General features: G+C 70.1%; 20 protein-coding genes. 17 read left to right on the forward strand and 3 right to left on the reverse strand.

Annotated elements, in window-relative coordinates:
* Positions 1 to 91: 91 nt before the first annotated feature.
* Together OHS58_RS33505 and OHS58_RS33510 are read left to right on the forward strand one after the other, a co-directional pair.
* The gene (locus OHS58_RS33505) at positions 92 to 703 is read left to right on the forward strand and encodes an RNA polymerase sigma factor (protein WP_326944882.1); all 612 of its coding nucleotides are present in this window, start codon (positions 92 to 94) and stop codon (positions 701 to 703) included.
* 4 nt (positions 704 to 707) lie between these two features.
* The gene (locus OHS58_RS33510) at positions 708 to 1,850 is read left to right on the forward strand and encodes a CU044_5270 family protein (protein ID WP_328645151.1); all 1,143 of its coding nucleotides are present in this window, start codon (positions 708 to 710) and stop codon (positions 1,848 to 1,850) included.
* A 441-nt stretch (positions 1,851 to 2,291) separates the two neighbouring features.
* On the opposite strand, the gene radA is transcribed toward OHS58_RS33510, so the two are convergent.
* Both radA and OHS58_RS33520 read right to left on the reverse strand, forming a co-directional pair.
* A complete protein-coding gene (gene radA, locus OHS58_RS33515) occupies positions 2,292 to 3,650 on the reverse strand; it encodes a DNA repair protein RadA (RefSeq protein ID WP_328645152.1) in 1,359 nt (452 codons plus the stop codon).
* A gap of 39 nt (positions 3,651 to 3,689) precedes the next feature.
* Complete coding sequence (locus tag OHS58_RS33520) at positions 3,690 to 4,355, reverse strand: hypothetical protein (RefSeq protein ID WP_328645153.1); 666 nt, start codon at positions 4,353 to 4,355, stop codon at positions 3,690 to 3,692.
* A gap of 276 nt (positions 4,356 to 4,631) precedes the next feature.
* On the opposite strand from OHS58_RS33520, the gene OHS58_RS33525 reads away from it, so the two are divergent.
* The 15 genes from OHS58_RS33525 to OHS58_RS33595 all read left to right on the forward strand — a co-directional run bounded on the left by OHS58_RS33525 (position 4,632) and on the right by OHS58_RS33595 (position 16,497).
* Positions 4,632 to 5,123 (forward strand): CarD family transcriptional regulator, encoded by a 492-nt coding sequence (locus tag OHS58_RS33525; protein ID WP_005165253.1) that lies wholly within the window; start codon positions 4,632 to 4,634, stop codon positions 5,121 to 5,123.
* A gap of 55 nt (positions 5,124 to 5,178) precedes the next feature.
* A complete protein-coding gene (locus OHS58_RS33530; RefSeq protein ID WP_328645154.1) occupies positions 5,179 to 5,805 on the forward strand; it encodes an IspD/TarI family cytidylyltransferase in 627 nt (208 codons plus the stop codon).
* Positions 5,802 to 6,269, forward strand: a complete 468-nt coding sequence (gene ispF, locus OHS58_RS33535; RefSeq protein WP_247058750.1) for a 2-C-methyl-D-erythritol 2,4-cyclodiphosphate synthase — start codon at positions 5,802 to 5,804, stop codon at positions 6,267 to 6,269. The genes OHS58_RS33530 and ispF overlap by 4 nt, the downstream gene beginning before the upstream one ends.
* A 244-nt stretch (positions 6,270 to 6,513) precedes the next feature.
* Positions 6,514 to 6,909 carry a PPOX class F420-dependent oxidoreductase gene (locus OHS58_RS33540; RefSeq protein ID WP_328645155.1) on the forward strand — a complete coding sequence of 132 codons (396 nt, stop codon included), beginning with the start codon at positions 6,514 to 6,516 and terminating at the stop codon, positions 6,907 to 6,909.
* Positions 6,910 to 6,919: 10 nt separating this feature from the next.
* Positions 6,920 to 7,315, forward strand: coding sequence for a PPOX class F420-dependent oxidoreductase (locus tag OHS58_RS33545; protein WP_328645156.1), 396 nt, complete (start codon positions 6,920 to 6,922; stop codon positions 7,313 to 7,315).
* Positions 7,316 to 7,336: 21 nt separating this feature from the next.
* Positions 7,337 to 8,035 carry an HAD family hydrolase gene (locus OHS58_RS33550; protein WP_326944889.1) on the forward strand — a complete coding sequence of 233 codons (699 nt, stop codon included), beginning with the start codon at positions 7,337 to 7,339 and terminating at the stop codon, positions 8,033 to 8,035.
* A gap of 205 nt (positions 8,036 to 8,240) precedes the next feature.
* The gene (gene cysS / locus OHS58_RS33555; protein WP_328645157.1) at positions 8,241 to 9,629 is read left to right on the forward strand and encodes a cysteine--tRNA ligase; all 1,389 of its coding nucleotides are present in this window, start codon (positions 8,241 to 8,243) and stop codon (positions 9,627 to 9,629) included.
* Between the two features lie 32 nt (positions 9,630 to 9,661).
* Positions 9,662 to 10,618 carry a 23S rRNA (guanosine(2251)-2'-O)-methyltransferase RlmB gene (rlmB, locus tag OHS58_RS33560; RefSeq protein WP_247058755.1) on the forward strand — a complete coding sequence of 319 codons (957 nt, stop codon included), beginning with the start codon at positions 9,662 to 9,664 and terminating at the stop codon, positions 10,616 to 10,618.
* An 89-nt stretch (positions 10,619 to 10,707) separates the two neighbouring features.
* Positions 10,708 to 12,141, forward strand: a complete 1,434-nt coding sequence (locus OHS58_RS33565) for an MBOAT family O-acyltransferase (RefSeq protein WP_326944891.1) — start codon at positions 10,708 to 10,710, stop codon at positions 12,139 to 12,141.
* A gap of 116 nt (positions 12,142 to 12,257) precedes the next feature.
* Positions 12,258 to 12,644: a hypothetical protein gene (locus OHS58_RS33570; protein WP_328645158.1), complete on the forward strand. Its 387-nt coding sequence runs from the start codon at positions 12,258 to 12,260 to the stop codon at positions 12,642 to 12,644.
* Positions 12,645 to 12,649: 5 nt separating this feature from the next.
* Positions 12,650 to 13,258 (forward strand): histidine phosphatase family protein, encoded by a 609-nt coding sequence (locus OHS58_RS33575; RefSeq protein ID WP_326956979.1) that lies wholly within the window; start codon positions 12,650 to 12,652, stop codon positions 13,256 to 13,258.
* Between the two features lie 73 nt (positions 13,259 to 13,331).
* Positions 13,332 to 13,925 (forward strand): transglutaminase domain-containing protein, encoded by a 594-nt coding sequence (locus OHS58_RS33580; protein ID WP_328645159.1) that lies wholly within the window; start codon positions 13,332 to 13,334, stop codon positions 13,923 to 13,925.
* Between the two features lie 172 nt (positions 13,926 to 14,097).
* On the forward strand, positions 14,098 to 15,111 hold the full coding sequence (locus tag OHS58_RS33585; RefSeq protein WP_326944895.1) for a hypothetical protein: 1,014 nt from the start codon (positions 14,098 to 14,100) through the stop codon (positions 15,109 to 15,111).
* A gap of 2 nt (positions 15,112 to 15,113) precedes the next feature.
* The gene (locus OHS58_RS33590) at positions 15,114 to 15,752 is read left to right on the forward strand and encodes a hypothetical protein (protein ID WP_328645160.1); all 639 of its coding nucleotides are present in this window, start codon (positions 15,114 to 15,116) and stop codon (positions 15,750 to 15,752) included.
* A gap of 73 nt (positions 15,753 to 15,825) precedes the next feature.
* Positions 15,826 to 16,497, forward strand: a complete 672-nt coding sequence (locus OHS58_RS33595) for an HD family phosphohydrolase (RefSeq protein ID WP_326944897.1) — start codon at positions 15,826 to 15,828, stop codon at positions 16,495 to 16,497.
* On the opposite strand, the gene OHS58_RS33600 is transcribed toward OHS58_RS33595, so the two are convergent.
* Positions 16,494 to 17,144, reverse strand: a complete 651-nt coding sequence (locus OHS58_RS33600) for a class II aldolase/adducin family protein (protein ID WP_328645161.1) — start codon at positions 17,142 to 17,144, stop codon at positions 16,494 to 16,496. The two genes, OHS58_RS33595 and OHS58_RS33600, sit on opposite strands and share 4 nt — an antisense overlap.
* Between the last annotated feature and the right edge of the window lie 135 nt (positions 17,145 to 17,279).

Consider the following 17,279-nt stretch of genomic DNA (forward strand, 5'->3'; position numbering starts at 1 on the left):
AGACGCCCGTTGTCTCGTACCGTCCCTGAACGGATCACGACGAAGGTAGGTTCGCCGTGAACGCCGGCGGCGCCTGCGGGCAACAGGGGGCATGCAGGTGATCCAAGAAGGTGCCGACGTCTGGGGGCAGGACCGTCCCGACCTGGGCGGGGCCGATCCGGCACCGGTGTTCGCCAAGCTCTTCGACGCCCACGCCGGGCCGCTGCGGCGCTACCTCGCCCGCCGGGCCGGCGCCGAAACGGCCAACGACCTCGTCGCCGAGACGTTCCTCGTCGCGCTCCGGCGCCGGGAGAGCTACCGGCCGGAGCTGGGCACGGCGCGCTCGTGGCTCTACGGCATCGCGACCAACCTGCTGCGCCACCACGTGCGGTCCGAGCTGCGTGGCCTGCAGGCGACCGCGCGGCTGGCGCACACCGGCGAGCTCAGCCACGCCGGGCACGACGGCCGCGTCGCCGAGCGGGTCGACGCCCAGGCCCGCGCGGCCCAGCTGGCCGGCGCGCTGGCGAAGCTCAACCCGGCCGACCGCGACACGCTGCTGCTCGTCTCGTGGGCCGGGCTCGACGCGGCCGAAGTGGCCGAAGCCCTGGGCATCCCGCAGGGCACGGTGCGCTCCCGGCTGCACCGGATCCGCCGCTGGCTGAGAACCGCCGCCCCCACTCCCGCCATCCCCGCTCCCGCCGCTACCGCCGTGAAGGAGGCGTAGTGCCATGACCGACGACAACATCCGGCAGATCTGGTCCGACGCCGAGCTGGACGCGGCGCTGGCCGACCTCCACGACGACGTCGGCGACGGTGATCTGACGTTTGCCCGCACCTCGCTGCTGGCGGCGGCCGGTGCTGAGCCCGAAGCACCCCCCGCGCCGTCGGAGTCCCGCGGCGCGTGGCGGTGGATCGCGGTGGCGGCCGCCGTCGCCACGCTCACCGGCGGCCTGGTCGTCGCCACGCAGCTGACCAACCGCGACCCCGCCCCCACCCCGATCGCACCGGCCGCCACGTTGCCCGGACTCGACGACCTGCGTGGCGTGGACCTCCCGATCGGCCCCGGCGAGTTCCGGCTCACGACGTCGTCGTCGTGGATGGAGGCCGACAAGGGCGCGAACCCGAAGACCTACGTGGGGATGCAGGCCAGGCTCTGGATCCCCGCCGACCCGGCCGGGGACTGGCACCTGCGCTCCACGCTCACGAACACCCCGACCGGCCTGCAGGTCCCCGTACCGCGCCTCGAACCGGTACCGGTGCACAACACCGACACGACCGGCGCCGGCGGGATCTTCCCCGGGATGTACGGCGGACCCGACTTCCAGGGTTCCTGGGACGCGCCGACGGCGCTGTTCGTCACGAGCCTGCCCGCGGACGTCCAGGCGCTGCGAGCGCAGCTGACCAACGCCCAGGCCGGCGTGGGGACCCCGGTGCGCCGGGGCGAGGAGAGCAGCCCCGGAGCGGTCGTCCAGATGGTGCGCAAAACGCTGGAGCTGGGCCTGGCCCGCGGCGACGTGCGGGTGGCGCTCTGGCGCGCACTGGCCGGCGTCGAAGGCATCGTGACCACCCCGGGCATGCGCTCCCCGGACGGCCGGACAGGCATCGGCTTCACGGCAAAGGACGGCGGCACCCTGATCGCCGACCAGGCGACGGCCCAGCTGATCGGCTACACGCTGCCGCTGAAGGAGTCGATCGGCGGGCCGGGCATCCAGAGTTCGGAGGTGGTCCCACCGGACTCGTCGACGTCCAACGAGCCCAGAGTCCCGATCATGACCACGATTCTCCCGCCACACTCGCCCCACCAGCCGGCGGAGGAGCAGAACTCGATGGCGGAGAGCTACACGTACTCGATAACCAAGACCGACCACTGACCTGTGGTGGCCGGGCGCCCTGGGGGCGCCCGGCCACCACACCAAGCGGGGAACGACCCGGCTCACCCCAGCCAGCGGTCCACCCTCGGGCCGGCGGCATCAGCGATGCCTGCCATCCTCCGGCGCCACGGCACCAGCAGCCCGGTCACGCGCCGAGCCCGCGGCAGCCGCAGCTCGGCCACCCGCCAAGTTGACGGCATCTGCAGCCCAGTCACCCGCCAAGCCGGCGGCATCAGCGACCGGTATCCGCCTGCCCACCCTCGGTCCGGCGGCATCAGCGATGCAGACCATCCGCCGGGCGCCCCCGACGCCAGTGGCCCGGCTACCCACCGAGCCAAGGGCAGCAACAGCTCGGCCACCCGCCGAACCGGCGGCATCAGCCGTGCCTGCCATCACCAAGCCGACACCGCCAGCCATCCGACCACCGCCGAGCCGACACCGTCAGCGGGCGTGGCTTGCCGCGTTCAGTGCGTCCGCTACGTTCGCCACCTCCAGCACCCGGATCCCGGCCGGGGGCTTGCCCGAGTCCGGCGGTACCAGCGCGTGCGTGAACCCCAACCGCGCTGCCTCCGCGAGGCGGCGGCCGACGCTCGGCACGCGGCGGATCTCTCCCGCCAGCCCGACTTCGCCCACCGACACCAGCCGGGGCGACAACGCCACGTCGCCGAACGAGGACGTCAGGGCCAGCACCAGCGCCAGGTCGATGCCCGGTTCGGTGATCTTCATGCCGCCGACTGTGGCGACGTAGACGTCCTTGTCGGCGAGCTTCAGGCCGCCGCGCTTCTCCAGCACCGCCAGCACCATCGCGACCCGCGCCGAGTCGAGACCGCTGACCGCGCGCCTCGGCTGGGGTGCCGACGTCGACGACACCAGCGCCTGGACCTCGCCCAGCAGCGGGCGCTTGCCCTCCATCGCGACCGTGATCGCCGTGCCCGGGACCGGCTCCGCCGTCTGGCTGATGAACAGCCCCGACGGATCCGGCACCCCGACGATGCCTTCCTCCACCAGCTCGAAGCAGCCGATCTCGTCGGCCGCGCCGAATCGGTTCTTGATGCCGCGGACCATGCGCAGCGTCGAGTGCTTGTCGCCCTCGAACTGCAGCACGACGTCCACCAAGTGCTCCAGCACGCGCGGACCGGCCACCGTGCCGTCCTTCGTGACGTGCCCCACCAGCACCACCGGCAGCCCGCGCTCCTTGGCCAGCGCGACCAGCCCGGACGTCACCGCCTTGACCTGGGTCACCCCACCGGGTGAACCGTCCACCAGCGGGGACGCCATCGTCTGCACCGAGTCGACGATCAGCACGCCCGGCTTCACGTCGTCGACGTGCCCGAGGATGGCCGAGAGATCGCTTTCGGCGGCGAGGAACATCCGGTCGTGGACGTTGCCGGTCCGCTCCGCGCGCAACCGGACCTGGCCCGCGGACTCCTCGCCCGTGACGTACAGGGAGCGGTCGACCGTTTTCGCCCATTGGTAGGCGACTTCGAGCAGCAGGGTCGACTTGCCGACACCCGGCTCACCCGCGAGCAGCACCACCGCGCCCGGCACCAGGCCGCCACCGAGGACGCGGTCCAGCTCGGACACCCCGGTGCGGCGAGCGCGGGCGGTTTCGACGTCGACTTCGCCGATCGGCCGCGCGGGCGCACTCGGCGCACCGGCCGCGACGCGCTGGATCGCCGGTTTCCCGGCGGCCCCGCGTTCCGCGAACGAGCCCCACTCCTGGCACTCCGGACACCGGCCCAGCCACTTGGCCGCTTCGTAGCCGCAGCTCGCGCAGCGGTAGTTGACGCCTTTCTTCACCCCGCGAGGCTATCGGCGCCCACCGACAAAAACGGGGACCTACCCCTTGTCGTGCGCCGGCGCCGCCACGGGCAGCTCGACGGTGACCGGTCCGGCGTTCTTGAAGACGAACGTGACCTTCACGGTCTGACCGGGCCAGAGGGGCTGCTTCAGCGCGGCGAGCGTCACAGTGCCCTTGCCGACGGTCGCGGGGGCCGCGGTCGGCGTCGCACTGGTGGCAGGGGCCTCAGCGGAAGAGGAAGAGGTAGCGGTGCCCGCGGAGCTGGTCCCGGTCGCCGTAGGCGCTTCCGAAGAGGAGCTCGGCGCGCCCGAGGAGGTGGGCTCGACCTGGTTGGTGGACTCGACCGCGTCGTCCGGGCCGATCACCAGGGAGTGCCCGGCGACGATGTCCTTCGAGCCGCCGACGGTCGCCTGCGTGCCGTCCTCGGTCGTCACCGAGACGAGCGAGTCGTCCTGGGCGCCCTGGTTGACGATCGTCAGGGTCAGCGCCGGGGTCGCGCCGGCCGCGTAGCCCGGGCCGGACGTCGGGTACTGGACCGCCACGTCGCGCATCACGATGGTCTTGACCTGGGCGTGCGTGCCGTTGACGGCGGGCTGCTGCGTGTCGGTCTGGGTGATCTGGCCGGCCCCGCACCCGGCGAGCGCGAGCGCGGCACCGAGCGCCAGCACGCCCGTACCGAGCACGCGACGATTCTGCAGCCTCACGTCGCAGTCCCTTCCCTTTTCACGGCCTCGTTCCCGCGAAGACTAGCCCGGAGCGATCTCCAGCGCGGAACCGGTCCGCGTTGTCCTCAAGATCAACCGTCCACAAAGGAATTCCCAATGGTCGCACGGACCCTTCGCCGTAACCTGCGTGAGCACGGGGGTCCGACGTTTGTCAACCCCCGCTCAGGCCGCTGACCTGCGAGGACGACTCCGGCCCGCTAGGTGGGCACTGGCGGACCGTGATAGGATGGGGTCAGCGAAAGGGGCAGAGGACACATGGTTTTCAAGGTCGGAGAGACCGTCGTCTACCCGCACCACGGTGCCGCACTCATCGAAGCCATCGAGACCCGCGTGATCAAGGGCGAGGAGAAGAAGTACCTCGTCCTCAAAGTCGCGCAAGGGGATCTTACGGTTCGCGTGCCCGCTGACAACGCCGAGATCGTCGGTGTGCGTGATGTCGTCGGGCAAGAAGGACTGGACAAGGTTTTCGACGTACTGCGTGCTCCGCACACCGAAGAGCCCACGAACTGGTCTCGTCGGTACAAGGCCAACCTCGAGAAGCTCGCCTCCGGCGATGTGAACAAGGTGGCCGAAGTGGTGCGCGACCTCTGGCGACGAGAGAAGGACCGCGGACTTTCAGCCGGCGAGAAGCGCATGCTGGCGAAGGCGCGGCAAATTCTGGTCAGCGAGCTCGCGCTCGCGGAGGGCACCGACGAGGACAAGGCTGAAGTCCTCCTCGACGAAGTTCTGGAAACCGCGGCGGTCTGACACCCCAGGCCTTCCTGCTCGACGGGCGAGCAGGTGCCTCTACGATCGCGAACCGATGAACGTCGCCGTGATCGTGACCGTCGCACACCACGCCTCCGACGGAGAGCTCGCTCTCACGCCGGTCCGTGGTGAAGCGCTACTCACGCACACCGTGCGGGGGCTGCTGGCAGTACCGGAGATCGATCTGGTTCTCGTCGCGGCCCCCCAGCGGTGTGCGCAAGTCTATTCACAGGTCCTCGAGGATCTCTCGTGCCGGGTCGTCCCCGGTTCGCTCCGGCAGGCCTTCGCCGTCGTCGAGCCCGAACTTTCCCGTGACTCCGTTCTACTCCTCCACGACGCCTTGCGGGCCTTCATTCCTGCGCAAACGGTGCGTGACGTGATCGCCGCGGTCGGTGACGCGAATCCCGTCGTCGTCCCGGTGCTCCCGATGGCCGACACGGTGAAGGTGACCGACGCGGCCGAGCTGATCGTCGGCACCGAGGACCGCACGCGGCTGCGCACCGCCCAGACCCCGGTCGGCTACACCCTCGACGCCTTCCGCGCGGCGGACCTCGACGCGGCCGTCCCCGAGGGCGCGGCGACCGTGCCGGGGCACCCGGACGCGATGCGCGTCACCACCGACTTCGAACTTTCCCTGGCCGAGGCGATCGCGGCGGCACCGAGCACGGAGGAGACGCTGTGAGGATCGGCAACGGGGTGGACGTCCACCCGATCGAGGCGGGCCGCGAGTGCTGGATCGCCGGGCTGAGCTGGCCGGGCGTCGACGGCTGCGCGGGCCACTCGGACGGCGACGTCGCGGCGCACGCCCTGTGCGACGCGCTGCTGTCCGCAGCCGGCCTGGGCGACCTCGGCGCGGTGTTCGGCACCGGCGACCCCCGGATGGACGGCGCGCACGGCGCCGACATGCTCGCCGAGGTCCGCGGCCTGATCGAGGCCGAGGGCTGGCGCGTCGCGAACGCGACGGTCCAGATCGTCGGCAACGCCCCCCGGGTGGGCAAGCGGCGCGACGAAGCGCAGAAGGTGCTCTCGGAGGCCGTCGGCGGCCCGGTGAGCGTCTCGGGCACCACATCCGACGGCTTGGGCCTCACCGGCCGCGGCGAAGGCATCGCGGCCTTCGCCACGGCACTGCTGCTGACGGCGGAATAGCCTCGCCGCCTGGGTTATCCACAGCCAGACCGAGATGTGGACAACAAGGCCCCGCCTGTGACGTTTCCCGCTTTTCGTCGGAGGGTCCCGATACGCTGGAAGCGGGGCCGGTCCCCCGGAGAGGGTGGGGGGTGCTTTCCGGCGGGGGCCTGCCTTGCTCGGCAGGATCGCTCCGAATGGCCGCGGCCTCGCAGCCGGCCCGCGCAGCGGAATAGCCTCGCCGCCCGAGCACGTTCGGCGTGACATGGCCCTCACTCTCCCCGACGCCGTCCGCGCGCTCGTCGACGGCAAGAACTTCGCCACCGTCGCCACGCTCGACCCCGACGGCAGCCCGCAGACCTCCGTCGTCTGGATCGGCCTCGACGGCGGTGACCTCGTGTTCAGCGCCACCGAAGACCGCCGGAAGGTCCGCAACCTGCGGCGCGATCCCCGCGTCGGCGTGTCGATCACCGACGCCGGCAACCCCTACCGGCACACGCAGCTGCGCGGCACGGTGACGCTCACCCCCGACCCGGGCAAGACGCTGCCGAAGACACTGAGCCACAAGTACCTCGGCGAGGACCCGCCCGCGGAGGGTGGCGACGTCGAACGGGTGATCGTCCGCCTGCACGTCGAGAAGATCGCGGGCAACGTCAAATAGGGTCCGGACCATGGGTGTGACATTCAACGACGCGACCAAGGCGCTCCTCGACGGGAAGAACTACCCCGTCGTCGCCACCACCAACGCCGACGGCTCGCCGCAGAGCTCGGTCGTCTGGGCCCGCCGCGACGGCGACACCGTGGTCTTCGTGACCGTCCAGGGCCGGCGGAAGGAACGCAACATCCGCCGCGACCCCCGCGTCTCGCTCTCCGTCTTCGACTTGGCCGATCCGGAGAACTACGTCGAGATCCGCGGGCGGGCCGAGGTCACCGTCGAGGGCGGCCCCGAGCTGAACGACGATCTGGCCCACAAGTACATCGGCGAGGCCTTCCCGCCCGAGCCGGCCGACGTCGTGCGGGTGCTCGTCCGCGTTGTTCCCGAACACATCACAGGGCATTCGGCCTGACGATCCCGTTAGGCTGAACCCATGACGATCAGGGCGGTGTTGTTCGACTACTCCGGCACGCTTTTCCGGCTCGAGCAGGACGAGACCTGGCTCACCGAACTGACCGACCACGTGGGCACGCCGCTCGACATCGAGGCCCAGGCCGAGCTGATGCGCCGGATGACGGCGCCGGTCGGCCAGGTCGTCGAGCTGGACGCCGACCACCAGCACGCCTGGCACCACCGCGACCGCGACCCGGTGCTGCACCGGAAGGTGTACCTGGAGGTCCTCAAGAAGTCCGGCGTCCCGCGGCCCGAGCAGGCCGTCGCGCTGTACGACCGGCTGATCGATCCCAGTCAGTGGACGCCCTACCCGGACACCGAGGCCGCGCTCAAGGCGGCGTCCGAGCAGGGGCTCAAGGTCGGCGTCCTGAGCAACATCGCCTTCGACATCCGGCCCGCGTTCACCGCCCGCGGCTGGGACGCCTACGTCGACGAGTTCGTCCTGTCCTTCGAGGTCGGGGCGATCAAGCCGGAGCTGGAGATCTTCCGCCGGGCCGTGCAGGCGCTCGGCGTCCCGGCCACCGAGACCCTGATGGTCGGCGACAGCGAAGAGGCCGACGGCGGGGCCCGCGCGCTCGGCTGCGAGTTCGCGCTGGTCGACCCGCTGCCGACGGCGCAGCGGCCGGACGCCCTGCTCACGGCGCTGAGCGCGTTCGGCGTCGGGCAGGAGCCCAGCTAGGCGCTGTTCTGCGAGTCTGCTCGATGGGCTTCGTGATCCAGGTGGTTCCTGGCGGTGCGGGCGGATCACCCTCGTACCGGGTCGTACTCGGGTGAGCCGCCCGTGCCGCCAGGGGCCGCCTGGGCGCGAAGACCGCGAGCTTGACTCGCAGAACAGCGCCTAGGCGCCTGCGACCTCGCTCACGCCCACCCCGTACCCTTTCAGGGTGGCCCTACACCTTTTCGACACAGCGACCCGGAGCGTGCGGGAGTTCCAGCCCGCCCGTAGCGGAACGGCGTCGATCTACGTGTGTGGTGCCACCGTGCAGGGCGTGCCGCACATCGGGCACATCCGCGGCGCCCTGAACTACGACGTCCTGCGCCGCTGGCTCGTCCACAGTGGACTGGACGTGCTGCTGGTCCGCAACGTCACGGACATCGACGACAAGATCCTGGCCAAGGCCGCGGCCGCGGATCGCCCCTGGTGGGAATGGGCGGCGACGCACGAGCGCGCCTTCGAGCAGGCCTACGAGCAGCTCGGCTGCCTCCCGCCGTCGATCAACCCGCGCGCGACCGGGCACGTCACCCAGATGGTCGAGCTGATGCAGCGGCTGATCGACCAGGGGCACGCCTACGCCGTGGACGGCGACGTCTACTTCTCGGTGAAGTCGTTCGACGACTACGGCAAGCTGTCCGGCCAGGTCCTCGACGACGTCCAGCAGGGCGAGACGCCGGCCCGCGGCAAGCGGGACCCGCACGACTTCACGCTGTGGAAGTCCGCGAAGCCGGGCGAGCCGTCGTGGCCGACGCCGTGGGGCGACGGCCGGCCGGGCTGGCACCTCGAGTGCTCGGCGATGGCCACGGCCTACCTCGGCGCGGAGTTCGACATCCACGGCGGCGGGCGCGACCTGGTCTTCCCGCACCACGAAAACGAGCGCGCGCAGTCGAACGCCGCCGGCGACCCGTTCGCCCGCTATTGGCTGCACAACGACTGGGTGACCATGTCCGGCGAGAAGATGTCGAAGTCGCTGGGCAACACCGTGACGATCCCCGCGATGCTGGAGCGCTACCGGGCGGCCGAGCTGCGCTACTACCTGATGCAGCCGCACTACCGGTCCAAGATCGAGTACTCCGACGGCGCGGTCTCGGAAGCCGCGCAGGGCTACCGGCGGATCGAGACGTTCCTGCGTCGCGCCACTTCTTCCGGCGAGGTGGGGATCGGCACGATCCCGGCCGGGTTCGCCGCCGCGATGGACGACGATCTGGCCACCCCGCAGGCGTTCGCCGTGGTCCACACCACGGTGCGGGACGGTAACGCCGCCCTCGACGCGGGCGACACCTCCAAGGCACTCGAACTCGCCGCCGCCGTGCGCGCGATGACCGACGTGCTCGGCCTCGACCCGCTGTCCGCGCGCTGGTCCGAGGCGGGCGGTTCCGAAACGCCCACCAAAGAGGCGCTGGACTTCCTCGTCAAGGATCTGCTGGCCGAGCGCCAGCAGGCCCGGGCCGAGAAGGACTTCGCCCGCGCGGACGCCGCCCGTGACCGCCTCCAGCAGGCGGGCATCGTGGTGGAGGACACCCCTAACGGTCCACAGTGGACAGTCAAGTCCGACTGAGCCGTTCTCCATAACCGCAAGGACTTTTCAGCATGGCAGGCAACTCCCGGCGCCAGGGCGCCATCCGCAAGACGGGCACCAAGAAGGGTGCCGTCGTCGGTTCCGGCGGACAACGCCGCAAGGCCCTCGAAGGCAAGGGCCCGACCCCGAAGGCGGAGGACCGTCCCGGGCACAAGGCCTACCGCCAGAACAACGCCCAGACCAAGCGCGACCAGGCGCGGCAGAAGAAGGCCGACAAGCCGGAACTGATCGCCGGGCGCAACCCGGTGGTCGAGGCGCTGCGCGCGGACGTCCCGGCGACCGCGCTGTACGTCGCGATCAACATCGAGATCGACGACCGCGTGAACGACGCCGTCCGGCTGGCCGGCGACAAGGGCATCTCGATCCTGGAGATCCCGCGCGAGGAACTGGACCGCAAGACGAACCGGGCCGTGCACCAGGGCCTCGGCCTGCAGGTCCCGCCGTTCGAGTACGCCCACCCGGACGACCTGATGGCGGCGGCGCGCAACTCGGGCGAGGTGCCCCTGTTCGTCGCGCTCGACGGCGTCACCGACCCGCGCAACCTCGGCGCGGTGATCCGCTCGGCGGCCGCGTTCGGCGCCCACGGCGTGCTGCTCCCGGAGCGGCGCAGCGCGGGCATGACGGCGGTGGCGTGGCGCACGAGCGCGGGCACGGCGGCGAAGCTGCCGATCGCGGTCGCGACCAACCTCACGCGCCAGCTGAAGTCGTGGGCCAACGAGGGCCTGATGCTGGTCGGCTTGGACGCGGACGGCTCGGTCGAGATCGACGGGCTGGAGCTGGCGGCGGACCCGCTGGTCATCGTGCTGGGCTCGGAGGGCCGCGGCCTGTCGCGCTTGGTGCGCGAGACGTGCGACGCGACCGTGTCGATCCCGATGGCGGCGGGCGTGGAGTCGTTGAACGCGTCGGTGGCGGCCGGTGTGCTGCTGGCCGAGGTGGCGCGGCGCCGTCGTCTCGCCGGACGGATCTGAGCCCCGCCTCCACGACCCACCTTCACGACGAGGAACCACCCACTCGGGTTAAGGTCACCATCGGATAAACCGAGGGGACCTGACCACCGATGTCATTCGTTTCGCCACTGTTCCTGTGGTACTTCATGCCGGCGGTGCTCATCGCCGTCCTGGTGTGCCCGCGGACCTGGCGCAACGGCATCATCGCGGTCGGCAGCCTGCTGTTCTACACGATCGGCGCCGGGCCGTTCGTGTTCCTGCTGCTCGGCTGCATGGTCGTCAACTTCATGGCCGGGCCGCTGCTGGAGGCGAGCCCGTGGGACGTCCAGGGCGTCCGGCGGCGGCGGATCCTCATCGCCGTCGTCTCGCTCGACGTCGGCGTCCTGCTGATCTGGAAGTACGCCGGGTTCGCGACGCAGCAGATCGCCGCCGTCTCGCACTGGTTCGGCGGCAGCCTGCCGGTCGCGAGCCTGGTGGTGCCGATCGGCATCTCGTTCTACACGTTCCATCACATCTCGTACGTGGTCGACATCTACCGCGGCGAGCGGCCGGCGCTGCGCAACCCGGTGTCGTTCGCCGCGTACATCGCGATGTTCCCGCAGCTGGTGGCCGGCCCGATCGTCCGCTACCGCGAGATCGCCGACCAGCTGCCCCAGCTGCGTTCGCACCGCCTGGACGACATCGCGGCGGGCTTCCCCCGGTTCGCGCTGGGCCTGTGCAAGAAGACGATCATCGCGGACTCCCTGAGCCCGCTGGTCGAGGCGTGTTTCAAGGTGCCACCGGACCAGATGACGTTCGCGACGGCGTGGCTGGGCGCGATCGGCTACACGTTGCAGCTGTTCTTCGACTTCTCGGGCTATTCGGACATGGCGATCGGCCTGGGCCGCATGCTGGGCTTCCGCCTGCCGGAGAACTTCGCCAGGCCGTACTCATCGGTGACGATCACGGAGTTCTGGCGCCGCTGGCACATGAGCCTGTCCCGCTGGTTCCGCGACTACGTCTACATCCCCCTGGGCGGCAACCGTCACGGAGCGGGCAAGACCTACCGCAACCTCTGCGTGGTGTTCGTCCTGACAGGCTTCTGGCACGGCGCGCAGTGGACGTTCCTGGTGTGGGGCTGCTACCACGGAGCACTGCTGGTGATAGAGCGCCGCTTCGGCCTGGACCTGAACCCCGCAAACCCCCGCCAGCGCTACCTACGCAGGGCCTTGACGATGCTCCTGGTGGTATTCGGCTGGGTCTTCTTCCGCTCACAGGACATCGGCCACGCCTTGGCGATGATCGGCCACATGCTGATCCCCGACTTCGACGGCTTGGGCGCAGGAGTGGAACAGGCGTTCACCAACCAACGCCTGGTCCTGCTACTGGCGGCCTTGGCGGTATTCGCACTACCGGCTCACCCGGTAACGGGCCCCCTACTGGAGTCGTCCAGAAGCCGCCCGGCAACAGCGCTACGCATCGGCGTGATGACGGTGGGCTTGATCTACGCGGCCATCTTGATAGCAACGGGCACATTCAGCCCGTTCTTGTACTACCAGTTCTAAGGCGCAAGAAGGAACCAAGACCAGCCCGCCCCCATCGAACCGATAAGCAGCCGCCGTTGGACGATCCGGCGTTCGGGTCGGTGGAGCCACGGCAGAGAACCAACGACCGTGGCAGCATGATCGAAGGCCGCGAGGAAGGGGGCACCGGGATGACCGACCTGGACAACATCCCAGGCGTGATCCCCTACGTGGACCACCACACCGGCCCAAGACGGCTGCTCACCCTGGAAATCCCCCACCTGGGCCACACCGTCCGCGCCTACGCCCCGATCGCCAGCGTCGACGGAAGGCAGTACGTGGTCTCCTGGGGCTCGGTGACCTTCGAGATCCCCGCCGACCGCAACGTGCACGTCAGCGTCCACCTGCACACGAACAGCGGCCACGAGCACACGATCACGCCGTTCGCCTCGATCGTCCTGTCCGCCCACTCCGCGCCGCTGCGGCTGCTCGCCCAGTTCGTGCCGCGCCAGGGCCCCCAGGGCTCGCTCGTGCCCCTCGGGTGAACCACGTGCTGGCTGCGCGCTACCTCCTCCTCACCCGGCACGGCGAAGCGACGCCCGACGAGGCCGGGCTCACCGAAGCCGGGCAGCAGCAGGCGGTTCTGCTCGGACGGCGGTTGCGCGAGCTGCCCGTCGCCGCCATCCACCACGGGCCGCTCCGGCGGGCCGCGCTCACCGCGGCGATCATCGGGGACCAGCTGCCCGGCGTTCCGCTCCACGTCGAAGAAGCGGCCGGCGACTTCGTGCCCTACCTGCCGAAGCGCGAGGAACTGCCCGAGACGTCCGCCGACCGGCTGCTCGCCTTCACCCGGCAGCTGCCGCCCGCCGACGAGGAGCTCGCCGCCGAGGCCGAACGACGGTTCACCGGGCCCGTTCCCGGGAACGAGGCGCGGTTCGACCTCGTCGTCACGCACAACTACCTCATCTCCTGGCTCGTGCGCGCGTCGCAGGACGCACCGCCGTGGCGGTGGCTCGCCCTCAACCACGGCAACGCGGCGCTGACCGTCATCCGCTACGTGCCGGGGCGGCCCGCCGCACTGCTGGCGTACAACGACCAAGGTCATCTCCCGCCCGCACTGCGCTGGACGGGCTTCCCGCCCGAGTTTTACCTTCCGTAACCGGGGAACGCGGAGCGTGTCCGGTACCGAAAACAGGTCTCGCCCGAATGGCCGAGCCTGGCACGATGGCCGGATGAGTTTCGTGCCGTCGCCCACGTCCGTTCGGCTGAGCGACTACCTCGCGGCCGACGCCGTCATCGATCACGGCCACCCGTCGATCCGGGACCGAGCCGGCGCGCTCAGACCCCTGACGGACAGCCCGGCCGGGTACGCCGAAGCCGCGTTCCGGTTCGTGCGCGACGAGGTCGACCACGTCGTCGACGCCGCCGATCCGCGGGTCACCTGGCGGGCGTCGGACGTGCTGCGCGAACGCGTCGGGATCTGCTACGCCAAGGCACACCTGCTGGCCGCTTTGCTTCGGGCGCAAGGGATCCCGGCCGGTTTCTGCTACCAGGAGCTGTCCGCGCTGCACGGTCTGAACGCGGTGTACCTGCACGGCAAGTGGTCACGCCTCGACGCCCGCGGCATCCGCACGGGGGCCGGCGGGGAGTTCTCCCTCGACGTCGAACGGCTCGCCTGGCCCGTCGATCCCGCGCGCGGTGAACGCGACCACCCGGAGATCCACCCCGCGCCCGCGCCGGCGGTCGTGGACTTCCTGATGACGGTCGCACCGGGGGCCGGCTGGTACGAAACCGGCCTGCCGGCCACCCTGGAACCCCAGGTTTAGCGGTATTTTCCGAAAACCCGGCAATTCGGTGAATTATTGCCGAGAGTGACGTCCGAGGCCTCCGCCTGTCCCCCGAATCTCTTATTTCGCGGTCCCCGAGACGCGCGTAAAGTGACTCCCCGCACTCGAACCGACACTTTACGCATTCGTCTGTTCGGGTGATTCGAGGGAGGTGAAGCACGTGGCCGCGGAAGGCGGACGCCTCCGCCGTACCCCACTGCAGGAGATCTTCTGGACCAGGACGAGCCTGCTGCTCACGGTACTCGTGGTGGTCGCCGGTCTCAGCCTGTGGCTGGCCGGCTTGATGGAACCCGGCACCGGGAAGAACCTGGTGACGTCGCTGGGCACCGGCACCCTGATCTCCGCGATCGTGGGGTTCGGCACCAGCTTGATCACCGCCAGCGCCTCGCAGCGGGCGCTGGTGACCCCGGTGATCGAAGAGAGCAGGCGCGCGCTGGAGGACCTCAGCGCCGAATACCGCGCGCTGAACAAGGAGTTCTTCCCCACCGACGTGTTCGAGGCGACGACCGATCCCGACCCCGCGTTCAACCGCGCGCTGATGGCCGACCTCGACGCGACCCGGCAGTACTTCTTCCGCGGCTTCTCCGGGCGGCACGCCGCCGCCCGCCTGTTGCTTTCCCGCACGGAACGCGAACTGCGGGCCGTGATCGCCGATCCGCGTGACGCGAGCTCGATCAGCGGGCGTGCCCGCTACCTGCTCCGCCGCGAGGCGGGCGACGTCGACTACGAACAGATCCAGACCCGGCTCGACGAAGAGATCCGGATCGGGCTGGTGGGCCTCTTCCTGGCGCGCAGCCGCTGCGCGCAGGTCGACATCACCGTGATAGCCGACCCGCCGCTGGACCGGCTCGAGATGTTCGACGACAGCGTGTGGATGTCGCTCTACAGCGACGTGCGCGGCGCCACGAAGCTGTACCCGCGGTCCCTGCGGTTCACCGAGGGTTCCTTCCTCTACAACATGGAGCGCGCCGAGTTCGTGCGCGTCTCGCAGTCCCGGACCGGCCGCCACTTCCGCATCACGTCCGCGACGACGCGGGCGGATTTCCTGGCGCTGTTCGAAAAGATCACCGGATCCCCGTTGTCCGAGGAGCAGTTCCGTGAGCTGGAAAGCAAGTTCCACGCCTTCCGCACGGAGTTCTCCGAAGTCGCCGAGCTAGGGAGCTGACCTTGCTCACCCGCCTGTCCCCGCTCACCGAACTGGCCACGCGCCTGCGCACGGCCGGGTTCCCGCTCGCCGTCGACTGGCGCACGGTCGAGACCTGGTTCCGGTCGTGGGCCGACCACCCCGAGCTGCGGGAGGAGCTGCGCTCGCAGCTCCGCTCACTGTCCGCCGCGCAGGCCGCGAAACTGCTGCGCTCGTCCCGGGAAACCACGACCCATTTCGCGTGGTGCCTGCTCGATTCGCCGACCGACCCGTTTTCCTTCTGGCTGCACGAATACAAGCCGCAGCAGGACTGGCGGGAGGGGTACGCGGATTCCGTGCACAACCACAGGTACCACTTCTGCACCACCATCCTCCGGGGCAGCTACCTCCACGAAAGGTACGAGACGACCCACAATCCCGGCACCGGCTTGATCGACTCCGCGCACCTGCGTCGCCGGACGTTGTGCCAGGCCGGGGCCTGCGCCACCATGCTGGCCGACGAATACCACCGGATTCCCGAAGCGGCCCCCGGCACGATGACCTTCCTCGTGAAATCACGTCCGGTGAGCACGTTCAGCCTTTCCTACGATCCGACCAGCGGAATCGGCCATCGTCACGTTCCGGTCGAGGTCCGATTGGGGGAATTGGCGGACCGCATCTAGCTACACACCGGCGTCAGCGACGCTTACCATTACTCCACCCGTCTGAATACCACGGCCGGGATCGGAGAGGTGTATGCGTACGCAGGAAAGCACGATCGACAACGTGACTCTCGACGCCGTCGAAAACCGGGTTCGCCGGCTGTGCCGGCAGTACGCCGAGCGGCTGCCGTTCCACGGCTGGCACCACGTCAGCTTCGTCCGCGCGAAGGCGGCCGGCTTCGCCCAGCACAACGGAGCCGACCGCACCGTGGTGGAGGTGGCCGCGCTGGTGCACGACGTCAACTACCTGGTGCTCCGCAACTCGCCGGCCGCCGCCGGCAGCGGCCTCCGCGGGGAGATCCTCGCGGAGTGCGGCGTCGCCGACGGCGTGGCGAGCTGGATCGACGAAATCGTCGACGAAGCCGAGATGGCCACCCGCGGCCGCGACATTTCGCTGGAGGCGCAGGCCTTGAGCGACGCGGACACGCTGTTCAAGGCGCTGCCGGTGACGCCGGTGGTGCTCGCGCACCGCTACCTGCGCGAGAACGGCCTGAGCCTGCGGGAACTGGCGGACAAGATCGTCGGCGAGCAGTGCGACGTCCACGACGAGGGGTACTACTTCTACAACCCCGAAGCGGCGGCGACGTACTCGCGCTGGGCGATGGCGAACCTCCAGCTGTGGCAGTGCATCAAGGAAGCGGTCGACGACCCGACGGTCGTGGAGCTGCTGGACGCGGTGCACGCGGTCGACGCGCTGGCGTCCTAACGCTGGCCGTAGCCCCGCAACCGGTCGACGACGTTCGCCACCTCGGGCGGCGGCAGCAGGCTCGGCCGGCCGGCGCTCTGCGCGAGCAGCCACACGCGGCACGCCCACTCGAGCTGCTGCGCGCGGTGGTAGGCGGCTTCGAGGCCATCGCCGAAGGTGAGGGTGCCGTGGTTGGCCATCAGGCAGCCACGGCGCCCTTCGAGTGCTTCCAGAACGGCGGAGGCGAGCTCGGGCGTGCCGTAGGTGGCGTAGCGCGCGACGCGCACGGAAGGGCCGATGGTGGCGACGATGTAGTGGATCGGCGGCACCTCCCGCACGAGCGTCGACACGGCGGTGGCGTGCGGCGAGTGCGTGTGCACGACGGCGGTCACCGGCTCGCCGTCGGGATCGCGCGCGTCCCAGTAGACGGACAGGTGCATCGGCAGCTCACTGGTCGGCTGCAGCTCGCCGTCGATGACCTCCCCGCCGAGATCGACCACGGGGATGTCGGCGGGGGTCATCGCGGAGTAGGCGACGCCGGTGGGCGTGACGGCGACGAGGTTCCCGGCGCGCACGGAGACGTTCCCCGAGGTCCCGACGACGAGGCCGTCACCGACCATCCGCCGGGCATAAGCGCAGACGGCGGCCCGCTCGGTCTCGAGGATCATGCGCGGGTCCCGTCTCGTGAGCTCACGCCCACCACTCTGGCCCACACGCAGCCCCCACCACTCCCTGGGGGGCGTCCCCTGTCCAGTCTATCGGGTCTGACCTGCAAAAACGGGGTCTCCGGAAATCTGTGGACA

Source organism: Amycolatopsis sp. NBC_00348 (assembly GCF_036114655.1).
Classification (GTDB): Bacteria; Actinomycetota; Actinomycetes; order Mycobacteriales; family Pseudonocardiaceae; genus Amycolatopsis.